The 19,219-nt window shown below is 56.7% G+C and carries 19 protein-coding genes; 16 read left to right on the top strand and 3 right to left on the bottom strand.

From position 1 onward, the window contains the following. Window positions 1-192 precede the first annotated feature (192 nt). From efeO to PEL01S_RS19055, 6 genes are all read left to right on the top strand, one after another. Window positions 193-1,065: an iron uptake system protein EfeO gene (gene efeO, locus PEL01S_RS19080; protein ID WP_127461424.1), complete on the top strand. Its 873-nt coding sequence runs from the start codon at window positions 193-195 to the stop codon at window positions 1,063-1,065. A 3-nt stretch (window positions 1,066-1,068) separates the two neighbouring features. Continuing rightward, window positions 1,069-2,400, top strand: a complete 1,332-nt coding sequence (gene efeB / locus PEL01S_RS19075) for an iron uptake transporter deferrochelatase/peroxidase subunit (protein WP_204343778.1) — start codon at window positions 1,069-1,071, stop codon at window positions 2,398-2,400. Beyond that, complete coding sequence (locus tag PEL01S_RS19070; protein ID WP_127461423.1) at window positions 2,397-4,220, top strand: FTR1 family iron permease; 1,824 nt, start codon at window positions 2,397-2,399, stop codon at window positions 4,218-4,220. The genes efeB and PEL01S_RS19070 overlap by 4 nt, the downstream gene beginning before the upstream one ends. A 167-nt stretch (window positions 4,221-4,387) precedes the next feature. Further along, window positions 4,388-4,687, top strand: a complete 300-nt coding sequence (locus tag PEL01S_RS19065; protein ID WP_010492289.1) for a hypothetical protein — start codon at window positions 4,388-4,390, stop codon at window positions 4,685-4,687. A 134-nt stretch (window positions 4,688-4,821) separates the two neighbouring features. Beyond that, window positions 4,822-5,193, top strand: a complete 372-nt coding sequence (locus PEL01S_RS19060) for a DUF423 domain-containing protein (protein ID WP_063181755.1) — start codon at window positions 4,822-4,824, stop codon at window positions 5,191-5,193. A 187-nt stretch (window positions 5,194-5,380) separates the two neighbouring features. Continuing rightward, window positions 5,381-7,327 (top strand): putative bifunctional diguanylate cyclase/phosphodiesterase, encoded by a 1,947-nt coding sequence (locus tag PEL01S_RS19055; protein WP_127461422.1) that lies wholly within the window; start codon window positions 5,381-5,383, stop codon window positions 7,325-7,327. Between the two features lie 12 nt (window positions 7,328-7,339). Here PEL01S_RS19055 and PEL01S_RS19050 read toward each other — a convergent pair whose 3' ends face one another. After that, on the bottom strand, window positions 7,340-7,882 hold the full coding sequence (locus PEL01S_RS19050; RefSeq protein ID WP_127461421.1) for a hypothetical protein: 543 nt from the start codon (window positions 7,880-7,882) through the stop codon (window positions 7,340-7,342). A 659-nt stretch (window positions 7,883-8,541) separates the two neighbouring features. Here PEL01S_RS19050 and PEL01S_RS19045 point away from each other — a divergent pair. The 4 genes from PEL01S_RS19045 to PEL01S_RS19030 all read left to right on the top strand — a co-directional run bounded on the left by PEL01S_RS19045 (window position 8,542) and on the right by PEL01S_RS19030 (window position 11,138). Beyond that, window positions 8,542-8,655: a putative holin-like toxin gene (locus PEL01S_RS19045; RefSeq protein ID WP_255320126.1), complete on the top strand. Its 114-nt coding sequence runs from the start codon at window positions 8,542-8,544 to the stop codon at window positions 8,653-8,655. A gap of 258 nt (window positions 8,656-8,913) precedes the next feature. Further along, the gene (locus tag PEL01S_RS19040; RefSeq protein WP_010492280.1) at window positions 8,914-9,216 is read left to right on the top strand and encodes a YunC family protein; all 303 of its coding nucleotides are present in this window, start codon (window positions 8,914-8,916) and stop codon (window positions 9,214-9,216) included. Between the two features lie 128 nt (window positions 9,217-9,344). Further along, window positions 9,345-10,289: an alpha/beta hydrolase gene (locus tag PEL01S_RS19035; RefSeq protein WP_063181764.1), complete on the top strand. Its 945-nt coding sequence runs from the start codon at window positions 9,345-9,347 to the stop codon at window positions 10,287-10,289. Between the two features lie 135 nt (window positions 10,290-10,424). Then, entirely contained in the window at window positions 10,425-11,138 is a 714-nt protein-coding gene (locus PEL01S_RS19030; RefSeq protein ID WP_127461419.1) for a FadR/GntR family transcriptional regulator, read from the top strand. A gap of 36 nt (window positions 11,139-11,174) precedes the next feature. On the opposite strand, the gene PEL01S_RS19025 is transcribed toward PEL01S_RS19030, so the two are convergent. Beyond that, entirely contained in the window at window positions 11,175-11,420 is a 246-nt protein-coding gene (locus tag PEL01S_RS19025) for a hypothetical protein (RefSeq protein WP_063181766.1), read from the bottom strand. A gap of 189 nt (window positions 11,421-11,609) precedes the next feature. Here PEL01S_RS19025 and PEL01S_RS19020 point away from each other — a divergent pair, with 189 nt between their 5' ends. The 4 genes from PEL01S_RS19020 to PEL01S_RS19005 all read left to right on the top strand — a co-directional run bounded on the left by PEL01S_RS19020 (window position 11,610) and on the right by PEL01S_RS19005 (window position 14,896). Further along, window positions 11,610-12,356: a (Fe-S)-binding protein gene (locus tag PEL01S_RS19020; protein ID WP_127461418.1), complete on the top strand. Its 747-nt coding sequence runs from the start codon at window positions 11,610-11,612 to the stop codon at window positions 12,354-12,356. Further along, window positions 12,346-13,875, top strand: a complete 1,530-nt coding sequence (locus PEL01S_RS19015; RefSeq protein ID WP_204343783.1) for a LutB/LldF family L-lactate oxidation iron-sulfur protein — start codon at window positions 12,346-12,348, stop codon at window positions 13,873-13,875. The genes PEL01S_RS19020 and PEL01S_RS19015 overlap by 11 nt, the downstream gene beginning before the upstream one ends. Beyond that, the gene (locus PEL01S_RS19010; RefSeq protein ID WP_127461416.1) at window positions 13,868-14,638 is read left to right on the top strand and encodes a LutC/YkgG family protein; all 771 of its coding nucleotides are present in this window, start codon (window positions 13,868-13,870) and stop codon (window positions 14,636-14,638) included. Before PEL01S_RS19015 ends, PEL01S_RS19010 begins: the two co-directional genes overlap by 8 nt. A gap of 78 nt (window positions 14,639-14,716) precedes the next feature. Beyond that, entirely contained in the window at window positions 14,717-14,896 is a 180-nt protein-coding gene (locus PEL01S_RS19005; protein WP_010492268.1) for a small acid-soluble spore protein H, read from the top strand. Between the two features lie 52 nt (window positions 14,897-14,948). On the opposite strand, the gene PEL01S_RS19000 is transcribed toward PEL01S_RS19005, so the two are convergent. Beyond that, the gene (locus PEL01S_RS19000) at window positions 14,949-16,676 is read right to left on the bottom strand and encodes a SulP family inorganic anion transporter (RefSeq protein WP_063181772.1); all 1,728 of its coding nucleotides are present in this window, start codon (window positions 16,674-16,676) and stop codon (window positions 14,949-14,951) included. A gap of 178 nt (window positions 16,677-16,854) precedes the next feature. Between PEL01S_RS19000 and PEL01S_RS18995 the strand changes: the two genes are divergently transcribed. Together PEL01S_RS18995 and PEL01S_RS18990 are read left to right on the top strand one after the other, a co-directional pair. Further along, a complete protein-coding gene (locus PEL01S_RS18995) occupies window positions 16,855-17,757 on the top strand; it encodes an AraC family transcriptional regulator (RefSeq protein WP_127461415.1) in 903 nt (300 codons plus the stop codon). 42 nt (window positions 17,758-17,799) lie between these two features. Further along, on the top strand, window positions 17,800-19,185 hold the full coding sequence (locus PEL01S_RS18990) for an ADP-ribosylglycohydrolase family protein (RefSeq protein WP_127461414.1): 1,386 nt from the start codon (window positions 17,800-17,802) through the stop codon (window positions 19,183-19,185). Window positions 19,186-19,219 lie beyond the last annotated feature (34 nt).

The raw sequence follows: 19,219 nt of genomic DNA, 5'->3' as shown, positions 1-19,219 counted from the left end.
GAAACGGAGTCTCAATCTTCAGAATTTTAGAAGATTGGGGCTCTTTTTTGCAAATGTTGACAAAATGTTTACTACTAAAATTTTTCATTGAAAAACATCGACTTCTATGATAATTTATCCGTGAGAATAATTATCATTATCATGGGAATGGGAATAGTTCCATAATGATTAGGTAAAAGGGAGATTGAATTTATGTCGAAGACGTTCACGGCCGTTTCCTCCATCGTGCTTTGTTCTGCACTGCTGCTTGCCGGATGCGGTGGGAATTCCAAAAAAGAAGCCCAGCCGGCCTCTGCTCCGTCTGCAAGCGATGCGGGTGCGAAGCCGGCAGCTGCGGCGGTAGATTTTAAAAATGCAACGGAGCAGTACCGAAAGTTTGTCATTGAGCAGTGCGATGCGTTCGTCAAAGCAACTGGCGAATTCACGGCAGCCGTCAAGTCCGGCGATTTGAAAAAAAGCCAGGAGCTGTACGCTCCGACGCGGATGTTCTATGAGCGGATCGAGCCGATTGCCGAAGCGCTCGGCGACCTTGATCCGAACATCGATGCGAGGGAAGGCGACGTGGACGAGAAGGAATGGCGGGGCTTCCACCGGCTCGAGAAGGCGCTCTGGGCCGAGCAATCGACCAAGGGCCAGGAAGAAACGGCCGACCGTTTGCTGAGTGACAGCAAGCTGCTGCGGGCGAAAGTCGAGACCGTGGAAATCGAGGCCAATATGCTGGTCACCGGCGCCGTGGAGCTGCTGAACGAAGTGTCGGCTACGAAGGTGACGGGGGAAGAGGAGCGTTATTCCCATACGGACCTGTACGATTTCGCCGCAAACGTCGAGGGAGCGAACAAAATCTTCGAGCTCTTGAAGCCGGAGCTGGAGAAAAAGGACGCGAGCCTGGCGAAAACGATCGAAACGCGCTTCGCGGAATTGAACCAATCGCTTGCGCCGTTCAAGAAAGGCAGCGGATACGTGACGTACACGGAGCTGACGCAAGAGCAGACCAAGAAGCTGAGCCAAGCCATCGACGCACTGGCAGAGCCGCTGTCGGGCATGGGCAAGCTGCTGGGGGCGTAATTTATGGATGAGGCGAATAAACAAGTGACGGAAAAAAGCCAGGAAGGCGAAAAGCCGCGCGACGTGCAGGACCGTTCGTCCATCAGCCGCCGCGACCTGCTCAAGCTGGCCGGAGCCGGAGGAGTCGGACTGCTGCTCGGATCGGTCGGCGTGGGCGGTGTGTGGGCGGGAACGACCAAGCTGGCGGCGCCCGCTGCCTCCACGGCATCAAACGCAGACCCTAAACAGGTTATCCCGTTCTACGATGCGCACCAGGCGGGCATTGTGACGCCTGCGCAGGATTTTATTTGCTTTGCGGCCTTCGATCTGACGACCGTGAAGCTTTCCGAAGTCAAGGATCTTTTCCGCCGTTGGACGGAAGCCGCGGCGAAAATGACGGCGGGGCAGCCGGTTGGCGGCGAGGAGGACCAGCAGAGTATGCCGCCCGCAGATACGGGCGAAGCGGCAGGTCTGCATCCGTGCCGGACGACGATTACGTTCGGCGTCGGCCCCTCCATGTTCGATGCGCGATTCGGGTTGGGAGCGAAGCGGCCGGAGGCGCTTGCGGATCTGCCCCGCTTTGGCGGAGACAGCCTGCGGCCCGAATGGTGCGGCGGGGATATCGGCATACAGGTGTGTGCGGACGATTTGCAGGTCGCCTTCCATGCGCTGCGCAACCTGACGCGTCTTGCTAGAGGCGTCGCCGTGCTGCGCTGGACCCAGGAAGGCTTTCAACGGACGGGCGGTTCCGGTCCGGCTGGCGAGACGCCGCGCAACTTGCTGGGCTTCAAGGACGGCACGGGCAATCCGGATATCCATGACAAGCAAGCCATGAACGATATCGTCTGGGTGCAGCCTTCGGAGCAGCCGGCATGGATGAGCGGCGGCAGCTACATGGTCGTCCGGCGAATCCGGATGCGTATCGAGGTGTGGGATCGTTCCACGCTCAGCGATCAGGAGGCGACGTTCGGGAGATACCGGAGCAGTGGAGCGCCCTTGGGGGCGAAGAACGAGTTCGACCCGCTGGCGCTGGATGCCAAGAACGAAGCCGGCCAGCCGCTCATCCCGCTCACCGCGCATTCTCGTCTGGCGCATGGCGAGCAACCGGCGGAAAAAATCTTACGCCGCTCTTATTCTTACTCCAGCGGCATCGACCGTCAAACGGGGCAGCTCGACGCCGGGCTGTTGTTCATCTGTTACCAACGGGACCCGAGAACCCAGTTTGTCCCGATCCAGCAGCGTCTTGCGAAGCGCGACAAGCTGAACGAATACATCGTGCATGTCGGCAGCGCGCAGTTTGCCTGTTTTCCGGGTGCGCGGCAAGGCGGCTACATCGGGGAGGGACTGTTCGAGTGACTCGATGGATGAATATGGAAAATGCATGCGGAATACGCTCCCATGGCAGACAACGCTTCTTCGTTCTTCTGCTGGCTGCCGCCATGCTTCTGTTCGGCTGGAGCGGCCGAACGCTCGCCAACGCGGCGGCACCCGATTCGCTGATGCCGCTCGTCGGCGGAGCGCTGGTTCACGCGGGCGAGCATAAGTGGCAGGAAACAGCCTCGGAGCTGGAGAAATTCGAGGCGGAATGGCGCAAGCAGAACGCGTCCTCCGGCGAAGCGGCCGATAGCGTCGCGTCAGCCTTAGCCGAAGCGAAGAAGGCGGTGAACGATGCCGCTTCCAAGCCCGACGAGGCGTACGAGGCCGTGTCCAAGCTGACGAAGGCGGTCGGCCGTTTTGCGGGGGCTGGAGCGAAAAAGGACTCGAAAGCGGACGGGAAACAGGCGGCTGGCACGCTGCTTCCCATCCTGCGGCAGACGCAGACGGACATCCAACATAGCGACTGGGACAAAGCCCGGAGCCGCTATAAGCAGTTCGACAGCCAGTGGTCCAAAAACGAAACGGCTATCCGGTCGGATTCATCCGGCGTGTACGGACAGATCGAAACGAAGCTAAGCATGATCCGGATCGCGCTGCAAGCGGAGCCCCCGAAGGCGGAAGCGGCCGACAAGGGCGTTCGCGAATTGATCCAGCTGATTGAGGATTACGCCAGCGGCAAGCTTCACGAGGACGCCGCCGCTTCCGGCAAGCAATCGGTATCCGACGCACTGGCGATTTTGCAAAAAGCCGCAGATGCCATCGGCGCGGGCCGCAACGCGGAAGCGGCCGATCAGCTTCAGGCCTTTATACAGATTTGGCCTTCCGTGGAAGGAGAGGTTCGCACAAGAGGCCCGGACACGTATGACCGGATCGAGCGGGAAATGACGGAGGCAGCCAGCCGGCTGCTATCCAATCCGCCGCAGCCGGAGGAAGCGGGCCGCATCGTCTCGGAGATGCAGACGGAGCTTCAGCCGTTCACGGCGCAAACGAGCTATTCGGCTTGGGATGCCGCGATTATTCTGCTGCGCGAAGGACTTGAAGCGCTGCTCGTGCTGGCTGCGCTGCTCGCCTTTTTGCGCCGGACCGGCAACGCCTCCAAGCAAGGATGGGTATGGAGCGGCGGAGCGGCAGGGCTGCTTGCCAGCGGCGGCTTGGCCGTCGTGCTCACTTTGACGATTGCCAATGTGGCCTCCGGGAGCACTCGTGAGCTGTTGGAGGGCGTCATGGGCCTTGTATCCGTGTTTCTGATGCTGACCGTGGGCGCATGGCTTCACCGCAAATCCCATGTCGATACGTGGAATCGGTATATTAATAATCAGGTCGGCGTGGCGTTGGCCAGCGGCAACCTGTGGTCACTCTTCCTGGTTGCGGCGCTTTCGATTTTGCGGGAGGGCGCGGAGACGGCCATCTTCAATATCGGCATGGCCCCTTCCATCGATCCGGCGCAGCTTGCGCTGGGCATCGGTTCGGCCGCCGTGCTGCTGTTCCTGCTCGGCTTCGTCATCGTCCGGGGAAGCGTTCTGCTGCCGATCCGCCCGTTTTTTCTGGGAGCCACGGTACTGATCTATTATCTGGTCTTCAAATTTTTGGGCCAGAGCATTCACGCCCTGCAAATCGCGGGACAGATTCCTGCGCACGTGCCTGGCTATCTTCCCTCCTGGAATTGGCTCGGCGTCTACCCGACTTGGGAAACATTCGTTCCGCAGCTGCTCGTGCTGCTCTTTATCGTGTTCCAATGGGCCCGGCAAGAGCGGAAAATGCGGGGAAGCACCCGCGAATCGGGACCGCATACGGTGTAATCCGCTGCCGGTGGCGGGATTCGTTCAAAAAAATAACGAACTTTTGTCCCGCATCCGGTTGGAAAAAAGCAGGAGTTTGGACGCAGAACGTCGAATTCGTCATATGAAACGGGGGCACGTCACTACAGGGCAACGATCAGCTTCGCCCCTGCCGGAGGAGGATGGCAATGAAATATGCGATTTGCCAAACAGTCAAAATTGTGGACATGAACGAAGAAATTATGGCTGAAGTACTTTTCGACCACGGAGAACATGAGGCACCGGCCTTATCGATCGGCTGCTCCGTCGTTTCCTACCAGCTCGGCTTAAAAGAGTTCGAAGTGGTGTACGACAAGCGCGAAGGCAAGCAGGAGCGGTTCAAGGTCATCGACATCGAGTTTGACTTGCTCAAGAAGCCTGCGATCACCCGCGTCTTTCTGGAGCCTGTTACATTGATCGTCGGCCAGCACGATATCGGCCAACTGTAATGCCAACGCATCCATTATCCGCATAACGTGAGAAGTCCTGCTGACAAAGCCGAATTCGGCGAGAAGGCAGGACTTATTTTGTTCATTTGGCAGTGGGGAAAAAATACTATATCATGGAAAGGGAGGTGAAGTTGATGAACAGAACGTTTGTGGCTCTTGGCGGCATTTGCGCATTTCTGTCGGTGGCGTTCGGAGCATTCGGCGCACATGCGCTGAAAGCAAAGCTCACAGCGGATATGCTGGCGAATTTCCAGACCGGCGTCCAGTACCAGATGATGCATTCGCTCGGGCTGATCGCCATTGGACTTGCTGCCTCCCTGCTTCCGGCCAACGGACATTTACGCCGGGCCGGCTGGTCGATGTTTGTCGGGATCGTCGTTTTTTCGGGCAGCCTGTATGTTCTAAGTATAACGGGGATAAAGCAGTTGGGCGCGATTACGCCTATCGGCGGGGTGGCCTTTTTGTTCGGTTGGCTATCCTTGGTCCTGGCCCTTCGGGCAAAATAAGTCCTAAGCCTCTTTCTCCAGATTCGGCAGGTCTTCATGCCGAATTTTTTTATGCCTACCTTTCTGGAATAACTCGCTTTTTTTGTCGATTTAGCAGGAAAAAGACAGTTGTGCGTAGAATTTCTACGAACAAGATAGGGAAATGGAATACTCTGACAAACGTACCTTTCCGGGAAAGGAGACCCGCATGTCTAGGACCGACGAATCAGCAAATGGAGCACTACCGCGCGATGAAAAAAGAACGATGCTGTTCGCATGCGGAGGGACGGCGGTCGGATTTCTCGTCTGCTGGTGGGTCGGAGGGGCTTTCCTATGGGGATTCGGCATCGCCGTCTTCCTGTTGGTGGCTTTTTCGTGGGAACGTATTGTTCGGCTGTCCCGGGCTCTGTCCGAATCGGACGCCCGAAGCCGTACGGCGGAGGAACGGCTTCGCAGGGCGGACAGCCGATTGAACGCGTTATTCCATCACCATCCGGGCGCCGTAGGGCTGATCGATCCGGGGGGATGTTTTCTGCAATGGAATCCGACAGCGGAACACATGTTCGGATATCGGGAGGAAGAGCTGAGAGGGAAGCACCTGCGTACCCTGTTTCCAGAAGAGTTGTCCGGCAGGACAAGCAGCTTTTTTGCCGAAGCACTGCATGGCTCGCCGCTTTCGTTCAAAACGTCGCTTCTGCATAAGGACGGATACCGCGTCGATCTCGATACGACGGTCGTCCCGGTGAAGGAGCAGGGGATCACGACAGGGGTTCTGATCGTCTGCCAGGACATTACGTCCGCTACGCGAACGGAAGAGCAAATCCGGCATCTCGCCTACTATGACGATATGACGGGGCTCCCGAACCGCAGACTGTTCGTGCAGCATTTGAACGCCGCGATGGCGGCCGTGTCCTGGCACGAACGAACGCTGGCCGTCCTCTTCGTCGATATCGACCGGTTCAAGATCGTCAACGATTGCTTCGGGCACGATTACGGAGATATGCTGCTGCTGCAGGTAGCGGAACGGTTTTCCCGCTGCGTCGGCCCGGACGATTATCTCGCACGTACGGAAGGAGACGAGTTTGCGTTTTTCTTCCAAGTGCCTGATCAAGAGGCGGAGCCGGTGGGAACGATCGCAAAGGCGATTTTCGACTTGCTGGAGGAGCCCTTCGTACTGGGGCAAAATTTAGTTCACCTGACGGCGAGCATCGGCATATCGCTGCTGTCGCAGGAGGACGAGTCTGCGGACTCGCTTATGAAATGCGCGGATATGGCATTGACCCGAGCCAAGGAAAAGGGCAAAAACAACTATCAACTGTTCAACAGCGAGATGAAATCCGTATCATTGAAACGCTTAACTTTGGAAAGCGAGCTTCGCCGGGCTTTGGCCAACAACGAATTGCTGCTGCACTACCAGCCGCAGATCAATATTGCGACCGGTCGCATTGTCGGGTTCGAGGCGCTCGTCCGGTGGCAGCATCCGGAGCGCGGGCTGGTTGCGCCGGGAGAGTTCATTCCGTTCGCGGAAGACAGCGGTCTGATCGTGCCCATCGGCGAGTGGGCGTTGAAGGAAGCATGCCGGCAGAACAAGCAGTGGCAGGACGCCGGGCTAGAGGTCGTGCCGGTGTCGGTCAATTTGTCGATCCGGCAGTTCATGCAGCATCAGCTGTGCGCCAGAATCGGCAGGACGCTTCGGGAAACGGGGCTCGCTCCCGGCCTGCTGGAGCTTGAAATTACGGAGAGCTGCACGATGGATGTCGATTATGCCAGCGATTTGCTGCATGAGCTCAAGAAGCTCGGGGTCAAAATCAGCATCGACGATTTCGGCACCGGCTACAGCTCGTTATCCTACTTGAAAAAATTCCCGATCGACAAATTAAAAATAGACCGCTCCTTCGTACGCGACATTATGACCGATCCGAACGATGCGGCGATCGTCGCTTCGATCATCGCTATGACCCGGCATTTGAACATGGAAGTGATCGCAGAAGGCGTCGAAACCGAAGAGCAGCTCCGTTTTTTGCATGACAACCAATGCCATCTCATTCAAGGCTTTTATTTGAGCCCGCCCCTTGCCGTTCCCGATGCGGAGTGTCTGATGAAGCTTTATTCTGCGCAGGCTGCGGCCGGCGAGGAGAGTCCCCCGTTAAATTAAAAAAGGCCCGGTTCAGCGGGCCTGAAAATCGTCAATTTCGTTAATTTTAAGCAGGTAAACTTTCTTCTCGTCGACATGATAGACCGTGAGGTTTCCGCTGGGCGGGTCCGTATTCAGAATACGGCACGGCATGCTGAGCTTGACCCCTTTCTCTTTCACGACGGACAAACGTACTAGCGCATTGCTTTGTTGAAAGGCTCTCATTTCTTCCCAGATTTGCTTGAACGGATCGGCTTCCGACCGTTTTTCCTCCGCAGCCTTGGCTTCCTTGGCGTTCGCAGCGGTTGGAGTTTTCGGGGCGGTTTCTGCAGAAGTGGCGTTCGTCCGGCTTTTCGTCAGCTCGGCTGACGTGTCGATTTTTTTGAGAATGGCTTCTTTTAGCGAGGCCTCGATTGTTTTGCCTAATTCCATCCCTTGCTTGATTTGATAATCGGTTACAAATCCCGAATTGAGCAGATGCAGCAGCTTCTCCAAGGCTCGCCCGTTGGTATCTTCCTCAATCATGATGTCTACATTGAACAAAAACTTTCGTTTTTGTGGTTTGTTGGCTTCCACAGGCGGCTCCTCCTCATTTGATGCTTGCGTAATCTTTACTATATCATTTTTTTCTATAGGAAAATAGAAGTAAACAGACTGGAATTATTATCCTAAGACTGTTCGTATACGACGGAAATAACTTGAAGGCCGAAAGCGACGTATGGTACGAAATTGGTATGCTGCTGCCGCGGTATATTGGAACTAGATTCAGGATAAAAATGGTAGGTCCTAATAACTAAACATGATGCGAGGATACTACATCTAAAGGACTATGTCAAATTTTTTATGTTCTTCAGTAATTATGGATAGGTTTGTCATTGTATGGTAAATTGTCTGTAGCCCATCGTATCGAGCATTGTTAAATCATTTGAGGGACTATCCGGGATTGGAGTTGATCGCAAAATGAGTTCTCCAACGAAAGAGTCGCTTTTAGCCAGAGTCATCAAAATCATTTTATGGTTGGTAGTCATTTATTTTTCTTTGTTAATTGTTATTGGCGTCGTGCATTTTATTTCAAGTCAGAATTAACAGTTTGTTCATATCAATCTTATAATTCTATTAAAATATTTCAACTTTTGTTAGTAATTGGATTATGAAATATCGTGGTATAATGGGTCAGTCACAATAGGATTGGCTTTATGGACGGTCGGCTAACCTCTCGGAAGGGGGGGGATGCTGTGGAGGTTAAAGACGCTTTGACGCTCATGATCAGTTTCGGCATGCTGCTTATTGCAATGTTGGCACTGGTTGTGACCATCGTCAGTGCAATTAGCCAAAACAAAAAGAAATAGACCGCCCCCGCAAAGGTATGGTCTATTTCGCGTCTTACCTATTGTTTGAAGCCACCGCCTTAAAAGTGGCTGTTGTGACAAACATAGAGAGCGTAGATGTTACCGGCACCTGTGCTCTCTGTGTTTTACCTTTATTATATAGCACGTTAAATGTGCTCACAATACAATACTTTAAATATTCATCCCTTATCTCGCACGGATGAAAGCCCAAGGGCATATAGTGTAGGCATACGGGTGTTAAAGGGGATGCTTGGGTCAATGATGCGCATGGAACCGGTGGAGCTGGATGGGCACACGGCACTGGCGATCGAGGTGAAACTGCCAAAGACGAATCTGCTTGCCGTGACGACTGACAAAGGGTACATTATGTGCGGAGCGCTTGATGTGGGACTGCTGAATGAACGACTGAGGGAACGGGGCATTATCGCCGCCCGGGCGACGGGCGTGCGGACGATCGAGGAGCTTTTGGAAGCGCCGCTGGAGTCGGTCACCTACGGAGCCGAGTCGCTCGGCGTGGTGCCGGGAATGAAGGGCCGGGACGCGGTTGCACGGATGTTTTGACCGAAATCACTTGAGGTAAAGCGCCTGAGCAAATCGGGCGTTTTTTTATGGACGGAGACATCTTTCCCCGAGGGAGGAATTCGTCCTATAATAGGACGGTAGGATATTCGGGAGAACGGAGGAGTCCGATGAGAGACAGACAATTTACATTTCCCGACGCTGACGGGGAAGCGATATTCGTATATGAATGGCTGCCGGAAGAGGATGTGCCGGTGAGGGGCGTGGTACAAATCGCGCACGGGATGGCTGAAACGGCCGCTCGTTACGAGCGATTCGCTGGGGTGCTGACGGGGGCAGGCTATGCGGTGTATGCCAACGACCATCGAGGGCACGGCCGGACGGCCGGCAGCCCGGAGCGGTTCGGCGTCATCGGCGAGAACGGCTTTCAACGCATGGCGGAAGCGATGGGGCAGCTGACGGATTTGATTCGCGAACGGTTTTCGGATGTTCCTTTTTACGTATTCGGCCACAGTATGGGGTCATTTTTGACTCAAAAATATATGTACTTATTTCCCGGGAAAGTGGACGGCATCGTCTTGTCCGGAACGAACGGACCGCAAAAGCTGCTTGGAATCGGCAGCGCGCTGGCCCGAAGACTGGTGGCCCGCAAAGGGGAGCAGCATCGCAGCGAGCTGCTGATGAGACTTACGCTCGGCAGCTATAACCGCCAGTTTCGGCCAAATCGGACGCCGTTCGATTGGCTTAGCCGCGACGAACAGGAGGTTGACCTGTTTGCAGCTGATCCAGATTGCGGCTTTGCGATGACGGCGGGCTTCTGGATCGATTTTTTCCGCGGGCTGCAAGAGATTCACGATGAGCGGAATATGCGTCAGATTCCGGTCGATATGCCGGTCTATTTATTTTCCGGCGAGCTCGATCCGGTCGGCCGTAGAGGAAAAGGCGTTGTCGAATTGGCTGGCCTGTATCGGGAGCTGGGTCTGCGGCATGTGACGTACAAGCTGTACCCGCAAGGCCGGCACGAGATGCTGAACGAGATCAACCGCGATGCGGTGATGCAGGACGTTCTCCATTGGCTGGACGAGCAGACGGCCCGTCAAAACAACGGTTCATGAGCCGGAGCGCGCGCCGTTCCCGTTCTTCCCGGACGGGCTGCCGCCGAGTTCAAGGGGCGGGTGTGTCCGGTTGTGCTCCTTGCCAAAGCGGGTATAATGGAACTGACGTGTCAAGACGAACGGGGGGACGGGAAGGTGGATATTCAAAAAATTACGCCGCGCAAAATTTCCGAAGCCATCGCCGAGCAAATCAAAGAGCAGATCGTCGGCGGTGCGCTGAAGCCGGGCGATAAGCTCCCTTCCACGAAGGAGCTGTCGGAGAGCTACCAAGTGGGACGCTCTACGATCCGCGAGGCGCTCAGCGCGCTCAAAGCGATGGGCCTGGTGGAAAGCCATCAAGGGGAAGGCAGCTATGTACGCAGCATCGAGTCGCAGGACGTGGATTTGCCCGAATTCAATTCGCTGCTGATGAGCCGGGATACGGTGATGGAGCTGATCGAGGCGCGCCAAGCGCTGGAGGTTTCCAATGCGGCGCTGGCGGCAGAGAAGCGGACGGAGGACGACCTGCGGCGCTTCGAGGCGGTGCTCAAGCGGATGGAGGAGCATCTGGGCGACGAAGAGGAAGGCGAGCGGGCGGATATCGAGTTTCATCTGGTACTTGCGCAAGCGACGCACAATTCGATCATGGCGCGGATGATCGAATCGATCTCAACGCAAATGCAGACCGCGATTCGCGAAACGCGCCGGCTGCAAATGTATGCGAACCGCACGGTGTCCCGGCAGCTGCTGCAGGAGCATCAGGCCGTGTACGAGGCGATCAAGCGGCAGGATTCGGGGGCCGCGCAGGACGAGATGCGGCGGCATTTGTTTCACGTCGAGCAGGTGCTGATCCGTTATTTGAAAAAGTAGGACAGGGGAGGGACGGCCGTTGCCGAGCGGAGCGGCCTATCCGTCCTTGTCTTTCGGAAAGCCGAAGGTAAGCAGCACGAAGCCGACCAGCATAAAAAACCATACGAAGAAGTTTTCAAAAAATGTCGGGTTGGACGGCGTCGCATCATAAGATCCTCGCGCAGCCGCTCCGGCTGCAGGAATCGCTGCGGCAATCTTGGCCCCGATCCTCTCGGCGGTGTAATAGGCGCCGCTGGCGAGCAGGAAGACCGTCCCAAGAATTTTATTCAAACGATTGCCCATCGGAAATCCGCTCCTTTCTTGGAAATATAACGTCAGAGTACCTCAATTCTCCTTCATCGTTACCTCATTCGACGCTTTTCCACGGTAAAAAGTTTCGCTTGTTATGGAGAAGGCTCTTTTCAAAAAACAACTTATCTGATAACCTGACAAGTAAGAGAAGGAACGATAAACCGAAGGATGGGGACTTGTATGCGAGTTTCATTATTCATCACATGTTTAGCCGACCAGATCTATCCGGAAGTCGGCGAAAGCGTTGTCAGGCTCCTGCACCGATACGGGTGCGAGGTTGATTTTCCACAGATGCAGACCTGCTGCGGACAGCCCGCGTACAACAGCGGCTACCAGGATGAAGCCCGCGAAGTGGCGCGCAACCTGATCCGTGCGTTCGAGCACAGCGATTATGTCGTCTCGCCTTCCGGCTCCTGTACCGAAATGGTCCACCATTATTACCCGCAGCTGTTCGAGAACGAGCCGGAGTGGAAGACTAAGGCGGAGAAGCTGATCGGGAAAACGTATGAGTTTTCCCAGTTTTTGGTCAATGTGCTGGGGATCAAAGACCTCGGCGCCGTGTACGAGGGCAAAGCGACGTATCATCCGTCCTGCCATGCGATGCGTTTGCTCGGGGTGCGCGAGGAGCCGGGCGAGCTGATGGCGCATATCAAGGGGCTGGAGCTGGTCGAGCTGCCCCGCAAGGAAGATTGCTGCGGCTTCGGAGGCACGTTTGCCGTCAAGATGGCCGACATGTCGGAAGCGATGGTATGCGAGAAAGCCGCCAACGTATGCGCGACGAAAGCCGACCTGTTGATCGGGACCGACATGGGCTGTTTGATGAACATCGGAGGCCGTTTGAATAAAGAAAACAAGCCGGTGCGCGTGATGCATCTGGCTCAACTGCTGGAGGAAGGAGTGAAGCGCAGTGAGCGGCATGGCAAGTGAGAAGGAATTGATCGGCACGGGCTTAAAAAAGCGTACGGAAGAAGCGCTGGCGAACGATTTTCTCCGCAAGGCGGTTGCGTTTACGACCGACAAGCTGAAGACGGCCAAGCTTCAGGTGACGGACGATTTCGGCCATTGGGAGGATTGGCGGGAGCGGGGGAGACAGATCCGCAAGCATGTTGTGGAGCATCTCGACTATTATTTGACGCAGTTTACCGATAACGTTTCCAAAGCCGGGGGCCACGTCTATTTCTGCCAGACAGGGGACGAGGCGGTCAAGACGTTTATGGAAATTGCCGAGAAACGCCGGGCGAAGCTGGTGGCGAAAGGAAAATCGATGGTATCGGAGGAAATTCATCTGAACCGTCATTTGGAGGAACGCGGGATCGAGGCGATCGAGACGGATCTCGGCGAGTACATCCTGCAGCTCGCGAAGGAAACGCCGTCGCATCTCATCATTCCGGCGATTCATAAAAATAAGCAGCAGATCGCGGATATTTTCTCGGAGGAAGCGGGCGAGACGTTTGCGCCCGAGACGAAGGTGCTGGCGAAGTATGCCAAGCAGCGGCTGCGCAATTATTTCCTGGAAGCGGATATCGGGCTGACCGGCTGCAATTTCGGCGTTGCCGAATCGGGGGCGATCACGCTCGTGTCCAACGAAGGCAACGGGCGGATGGTGACGACGCTGCCGAAGTGCCACGTCGTCGTCATGGGCATGGAGCGGCTCGTGCCGACCTATGACGACCTGGAGGTCGTCCTGAACTTGCTTGCCCGCAGCGCTACCGGGCAGAAGCTGACGACTTACACGTCGATGATCACCGGGCCGCGACGCGAAGGCGAGCTCGACGGGCCGGAGGAGCTTCATCTGATCGTACTGGACAACGGGCGGTCGGCGCAGCTCGGCGATCCGGTGTTCCAGGAGGTGCTGCACTGCATCCGCTGTGCGGCCTGTCTGAACGTGTGCCCCGTGTACCGTCATGTGGGCGGCCACACCTACGGCAGCGTGTACAGCGGCCCGATCGGGGCGGTGCTGACGCCGCTGCTCCAGCAGGACATGAAGGAAGCGGGGCAGCTCGCTTACGCCTCCAGTCTGTGCGGGGCCTGCTACGAGGCATGCCCGGTCAAAATTCCGCTGCACGACATGCTGGTGCAGCTTCGGGCGCGCAAGGTGCGGCTCGGGCTGACGCCGCTGGCGGAGCGCGCCGCCTTCAAGACGTTCCGGACGACGTTCGGGAACGTCACGCTGTACAAGATGGCGACGAAGTCCGCCTATTATATGATGAAGCCTTTGGTGAGCCAGGGCGTGATCAAGAAGGCGCCGGGTCCGGCAGCGGGCTGGACGCAGTCCCGCCATTTCCCGATGAAGCCGAAGCTGTCGTTCCGCGACCGCTGGGAGGCGCTCCAGCAGGAGCTGAAGCAGCAGGCCGGCCGGAGCGAAGCCGGAGCAGCCCGCGGGCAAGCTGTGCCCGGGCGGGACGAGGCAGATTGCTCAGCGAAAGGAGGCGGGCGCCATGAGTAACGGCACGATCCGCGGCCGCGAAGCGTTTATCGCGAATGTGTCGTCGAGGCTCGGACGCCGGGAGGTACCGGCGGCGGCTCCGGCGCATCCGTTTCGCGGCGCGCCGGAGTTTTACAAGCAGATTAAGCCCTCAACGGAGGAAAAGATCGAACTGTTTGCCCGGAACTGGCAGGCTCTGACCGGCAAGGTGCTGGTGGTGGATGAAGCCGAGGCAGCGGACAAAATCGGCGCTTGGCTGCGGGACATCGCCGCCGAGCTTGGCGTTACGCATGTGTCCCGCTGGGAGCACGAAGGGCTGACGGCGCTCGGCTTGGACGAGGCGCTGGACGCCTCCGGCATTGCCGTTGCACCATGGCGCCCGGTGGAAGCGGGCGACAGCGAAGCATGGCCGAAGGCGGCGGGGGGCGCGAACTGGGCGCAGCGGAGCGAGCTGCTGAAGCGAACCGAGCGCTGCCAGCTCGGGATCGTCTGGCCCGACTTCGCCGTAGCGAATACGAGCACTCTGGTGCTCCAATGCTCCCCGCAGCGCGGCCGTTCGGTGAGCTTGCTGACGGAAATTTTGTTCGCCGTCTTCCGGGCCGATCAGCTCGTGTACCGGATGGGCGAGGCGTTCGAGCAGATCACCCGCGGCAAGCAGCTGCCGGCGCAGTATGCTTCGTCGCTTAACCTGATTACCGGGCCGAGCCGCAGCGCCGACATCGAGAACGATCTGACGATCGGCATCCACGGTCCGGGCAAGGTGTACGCGGTCATTATCCGGTAAGCCGGGGTAGTAGGGAAGCATATTCCAGCGGTTTGGGCGCATACTATGACGGTTACCTAAACCAAGGAGGTCATAGCCATGAATAAGCAGCGCGCCCAGGAAATTGCCGCTTCGCCGGTGATGGCGAACGTGACGTACGAAGGAGTTCCGATTTATATCCAGCATGTGGATGAAGAACAGGAGTCGGCCAGAATTTATCCGCTCGGTCAGCCGGAGCAGGAGCAAGAGGTTCCGCTGAACAGCTTAATCGAAGGTTAAACTTTTCAATAACGCGGCAGCCCCGCCAATCGACTTGGCAGGGCTGCTTTTTTTAACACTCGTTTGCAGTATTTGGTTGAGATAAGGCGGCGCACTCCCGAAAGGCAAAATGCCGGCAGCCTACACACTTTGGATGCTCCAAACGACTCAAAGCGAAATCGATTGCCTCGCCCGTATGTGCAAAAAAGTGCTCTTTTCCGATCAGCTCGTCGAGTCCGGTTCGTTTCAACACGTCCCGGGGCTGAGACTGCAGGCCCGAGATGAGAACGATGCCGCCTTGCCGGACGATATCCCGGACCACGCCGGCCAAATACGATTCCCCCGTCGTGTCCATGAACAGCACTTTGCCGAGGCGCAGGATCACGGTTTTCGGCCGTTCGTCAAGTGTCCCCGAAATCGACTTTTCAAACAACGTTCCCGCTCCGAAAAACAGCGCCCCCTCTACCGTAATAATGGCAATCTGCGGACAGTCATGGCTTTCGTTTACGATATGAGAAGCCACTTTTCCGCGGTGCGAAGCCGGGTCAGGCAAAACCTTGGCCACCTTGAGCATGCCGCTCATCCGCCGGACGAACAGGACGACCGCCAGAATAAGCCCGGCGATCACAGCCGTTGTCAGATCGGTCAGCACGGTAAGCAAGAAAGTAATGATCAGGACGACGGAATCGGCTGTTCTTGTTTTCACAATATGAACAAACTCTCTGCGCTCGCTCATATTCCAGGCAACGACCATCAGGATCGGCGCCATACTGGCCAGCGGAATTGCAGAAGCCAAAGGAGCGAGCACAATCAACACGAGCAGGACGAAGACGCTATGCACCATCCCCGATACAGGGCTTGCCGCTCCGTTTTTAATGTTCGCCGCGGTTCTGGCAATCGCGCCCGTCGCCGGAATTCCACCGAACAAGGGGGTGACGATGTTCGCAATTCCTTGTCCGATCAGCTCGCGGTTGCTGTGATGGCGGCTTCCGGTCATGCCGTCGGCTACAACCGCCGACAAGAGCGACTCAATTCCTCCGAGCGCCGCGATGATGCAGGCCGGGCCAAGAAGCGGGATCACCTTCTCAAGCGTCACGTCCGGTATGTGAAACTGCGGAAGTGTCCCGGGAATGGCGCCGTACGTCGACCCGATCGTATCGACCCGGCCCTCGAACAGCAGCACCGACAGCACGCTGGATACCAGTAGGCCGACGAGCGATCCGGGCACCCGGGGCAGCAGCTTCGGGGTCGCCAATAACAAAGCAAGACACACGACCGCCGTTAGGACGCTGTATAGGTTTACTGTCGACAGGTGCAGCCCGATCTCTTTCATATTGGATATAAAATCCTCATGCTTGCGGATGCCGCTCAGCCCTAGAAAATTAGCGATTTGGCCGGTGAAAATGATGACGGCGATTCCGGCGGTAAAGCCGATCGTCACCGGACGGGGAATAAATTGAATCAGCGCTCCGAGCTTGAACACCCCCATCAAGACGAGGATGATTCCCGCCAGCCCGCCGGCGATCAGCAAATTTTCATATCCGTACTGCATCACAATAGCAAATAAAATAGGAACGAACGCGCCCGTGGGCCCGCCGATCTGGAATTTGGACCCGCCGAGCAGCGAGATGAGAAATCCGGCAATCACCGTCGTATAAATGCCGTACTGCGGCTTGACTCCGGCAGCAATGGCAAAAGCCATCCCTAAAGGAATGGCTATAACCCCGACAATCGAGCCTGAGATCAGATCCCGGCGAAAATCTTTTGCGCTGTACCCGTCAAATCTACCCGACCGCTTCATGACAAGACCTTCTTTTCATATATTTGATTATTTGAATATATGGGGAATATACACCTGGCAATCCGTTCTTGTCAATGGGCGGACAAGTGCCGATTTTTGCATAATCTCAGGTATAATGAAGAGAACGAAACCCCTACAGGGCACGATAACCCGCCAGGCAAGGAGCGATGTGAAAAGGATGCGAAACGAACCGGCAATCCAGTTGTTCGAATGGTCCCCACGCGTGCATATCGATCCGTTTCATACCCACGACCATTTGGAGATCGGTTATTGTTTATCGGGCAGCGGCACCTTTTATTTCGGGCAAAAGGCTTATACGGCCCAGCCGGGTGACGTCTTCGTCGTCAACCATTTGGAGCGGCATGCCGCCGCATCGGATGCGGACAATCCGAGCTATTATCTGTTTTTATATTTTGATCCGATGGTAATCGAGCAGGCGGATATGGAGCTGCTGCTGCCGTTCGTTTATTTGCCGACGAAGTTTCAGAACCGCATTCCAGGGGAGCTGGACGCGGCCCGCCGAATCGGAAGGCTGTTCCATGAGCTCGCAGACGAGCAGCGGCACAAGCGGCCGGGCTATCATGGCATGATGCGGGGGAAAATTTTGCAAATTTGTGCGCTGCTGCTTAGGCATTATAGCGAACAAACGTCGTCTGCGGAATGGAACCGGACATTGACGTCCTACTACCGGATCAAGCCGGCGCTCGATTATATCGATGAGCGTTTTCGAGAATCGCTGACACTCGAAGACGCGGCTGCCGTGCTTGGCTTAAGCCCATCCCGGGCGCGGCACCTTTTTCAGGAGAAGCTGGGCGTCGGGTTTAAGCAGTATTTACTCCGGCTGCGCGTGAACGAGGCTAAGCGGTTGCTGGCCAGCACCGAGCTGCCGATGGCGGAGGTGATGTTTGCAAGCGGCTTCCAAAGCCATGCCCCGTTTTACCGCGCGTTTCGGCAAATCGTCGGCACCGCTCCGCTTGAATATCGCGAGTTATCGAGAAAGTTAGCCCTTTTTGAGAATGGTTTGGATGAAAATAAGACGACGACGCGCTCTCCCGCCGATTACAATGAAAGTACAACTTAGGTCAGGCAGGCTGTACACTCGATACGGAAATGGGGAGAGCAGATGACAGGTTGGGGTTGGCAAGCGCTGCAAGGCTTGCTGCATGATGAAATCAAGCAGCGGAAGGAAGAAGGCTGCAACGTCGAGGGGTTTCAAGCGAAGCTGGAGGAGGCCGGGGAGGATGCCGTCAGGCTGACGGCCGTGTACGAGGAATTGTCCGCATTGCCGATCGCGGCGGATTTCCCGTATTCGGAGCCGAACGGGCTGGACGAAATCCGGGCGGTGCGTCCGGAAGGTCCGCGCAAGCTGCAAGCGGAGTGGACGGAGGAGCAGTGGAAGGATAAGTTTTATGGTGCGTGGCTCGGACGAAGCGTCGGCTGCGCGCTAGGCAAACCACTGGAGATTGGGCCGTTCCTGTACGGTACGGATAGTCATCCCGGCTGGGCGAACGTAAAGCTGTGGTTCGAAGGAGCGGATGCCTGGCCGATTCGCGATTACACGCCGGGACAGTCGCGGGCGCAGGAGCAATACGGTCTGGCACTTGCTCCTTACGGAAAGGAAAGCGAGCTGGAGCGTATCCGGTATATGGAAACCGACGACGATATCCGCTATACGGTGCTCGGTCTGCTGCTGCTGGAGGAGAAGGGAAAGGATTGGGACTCGTGGGACGTCGGCGGCCTATGGCTTAAGCATTTGCCGTTTCATAAGGTGTTCACCGCCGAGGCGCGGTCCTACGTCAACTTTACGGTGCTGAACAGCCAGATGGGGTGGCAGCGGGAAACCGATTCTGATGCGCAAAAGGAGTGGGTGCGGATGCACTTGAATCCTTACCGCGAATGGATCGGCGCGCAAATCCGCGTGGACGGATTAGCCTACGGCGCGGCGGGGCATCCCGAGCTGGCCGCCGAGTTCGCTTGGCGGGACGCTTCGTTCTCCCACGTGAAGAACGGCATCTACGGTGCCATGTTTGTGGCGGCGATGATTGCCGCGGCGTTCGTCGAAACCGATCCGGAGCGGATCGTGGAGATCGGTTTGAGCGAAATTCCGCAGCGCTGCCGCCTAGCCTCTGATATCCGTCAAGCGGTGACCATCGCCCGGGAAGCGAAAGATCAAGTGGAACTGGTTGACCGGATCTGGGAGGCGTTCAAGCATTACCATCCGGTACACACGAACAACAACGCCGCCTTATGCGCGGCAGCGCTCGTCTTCGGCCGCGGCGATTTCGAGACCGCGGTCACGACGGCGGTGCTCGGCGGCTGGGACACCGACTGCAACGGCGCAACCGTCGGTTCGATCATGGGCGCGATAGACGGGGCGAAGCGGCTGCCGGAGCATTGGACTGCGAAGCTGAACGATACGCTGTATTCGGAAATAAACGGCTTTCATCCGATCGCGATTTCGGAATGCGCCCGGCGCAGCTACGAGGTTTATCGCCGCATCAACGGATAACAACCAAAAAACCGGCTCCTTGCAAGCACAAGGA

This window comes from Paenibacillus elgii NBRC 100335, from assembly GCF_004000865.1.
Lineage (GTDB): Bacteria > Bacillota > Bacilli > Paenibacillales > NBRC-103111 > Paenibacillus_G > Paenibacillus_G elgii.
Note: the sequence above shows the minus strand (reverse complement) of the source record. Positions and strands in the feature narration are given on the sequence as shown.

Coding starts and splice junctions, on each gene's coding strand:
- efeO (WP_127461424.1), top strand. CDS start 193: ATGTCGAAGACGTTCACGGCCGTTTCCTCCATCGTGCTTTGTTCTGCA.
- efeB (WP_204343778.1), top strand. CDS start 1,069: ATGGATGAGGCGAATAAACAAGTGACGGAAAAAAGCCAGGAAGGCGAA.
- PEL01S_RS19065 (WP_010492289.1), top strand. CDS start 4,388: ATGAAATATGCGATTTGCCAAACAGTCAAAATTGTGGACATGAACGAA.
- PEL01S_RS19060 (WP_063181755.1), top strand. CDS start 4,822: ATGAACAGAACGTTTGTGGCTCTTGGCGGCATTTGCGCATTTCTGTCG.
- PEL01S_RS19055 (WP_127461422.1), top strand. CDS start 5,381: ATGTCTAGGACCGACGAATCAGCAAATGGAGCACTACCGCGCGATGAA.
- PEL01S_RS19040 (WP_010492280.1), top strand. CDS start 8,914: ATGATGCGCATGGAACCGGTGGAGCTGGATGGGCACACGGCACTGGCG.
- PEL01S_RS19035 (WP_063181764.1), top strand. CDS start 9,345: ATGAGAGACAGACAATTTACATTTCCCGACGCTGACGGGGAAGCGATA.
- PEL01S_RS19025 (WP_063181766.1), bottom strand. CDS start 11,420: ATGGGCAATCGTTTGAATAAAATTCTTGGGACGGTCTTCCTGCTCGCC.
- PEL01S_RS19020 (WP_127461418.1), top strand. CDS start 11,610: ATGCGAGTTTCATTATTCATCACATGTTTAGCCGACCAGATCTATCCG.
- PEL01S_RS19015 (WP_204343783.1), top strand. CDS start 12,346: ATGGCAAGTGAGAAGGAATTGATCGGCACGGGCTTAAAAAAGCGTACG.
- PEL01S_RS19010 (WP_127461416.1), top strand. CDS start 13,868: ATGAGTAACGGCACGATCCGCGGCCGCGAAGCGTTTATCGCGAATGTG.
- PEL01S_RS19005 (WP_010492268.1), top strand. CDS start 14,717: ATGAATAAGCAGCGCGCCCAGGAAATTGCCGCTTCGCCGGTGATGGCG.
- PEL01S_RS19000 (WP_063181772.1), bottom strand. CDS start 16,676: ATGAAGCGGTCGGGTAGATTTGACGGGTACAGCGCAAAAGATTTTCGC.
- PEL01S_RS18995 (WP_127461415.1), top strand. CDS start 16,855: ATGCGAAACGAACCGGCAATCCAGTTGTTCGAATGGTCCCCACGCGTG.
- PEL01S_RS18990 (WP_127461414.1), top strand. CDS start 17,800: ATGACAGGTTGGGGTTGGCAAGCGCTGCAAGGCTTGCTGCATGATGAA.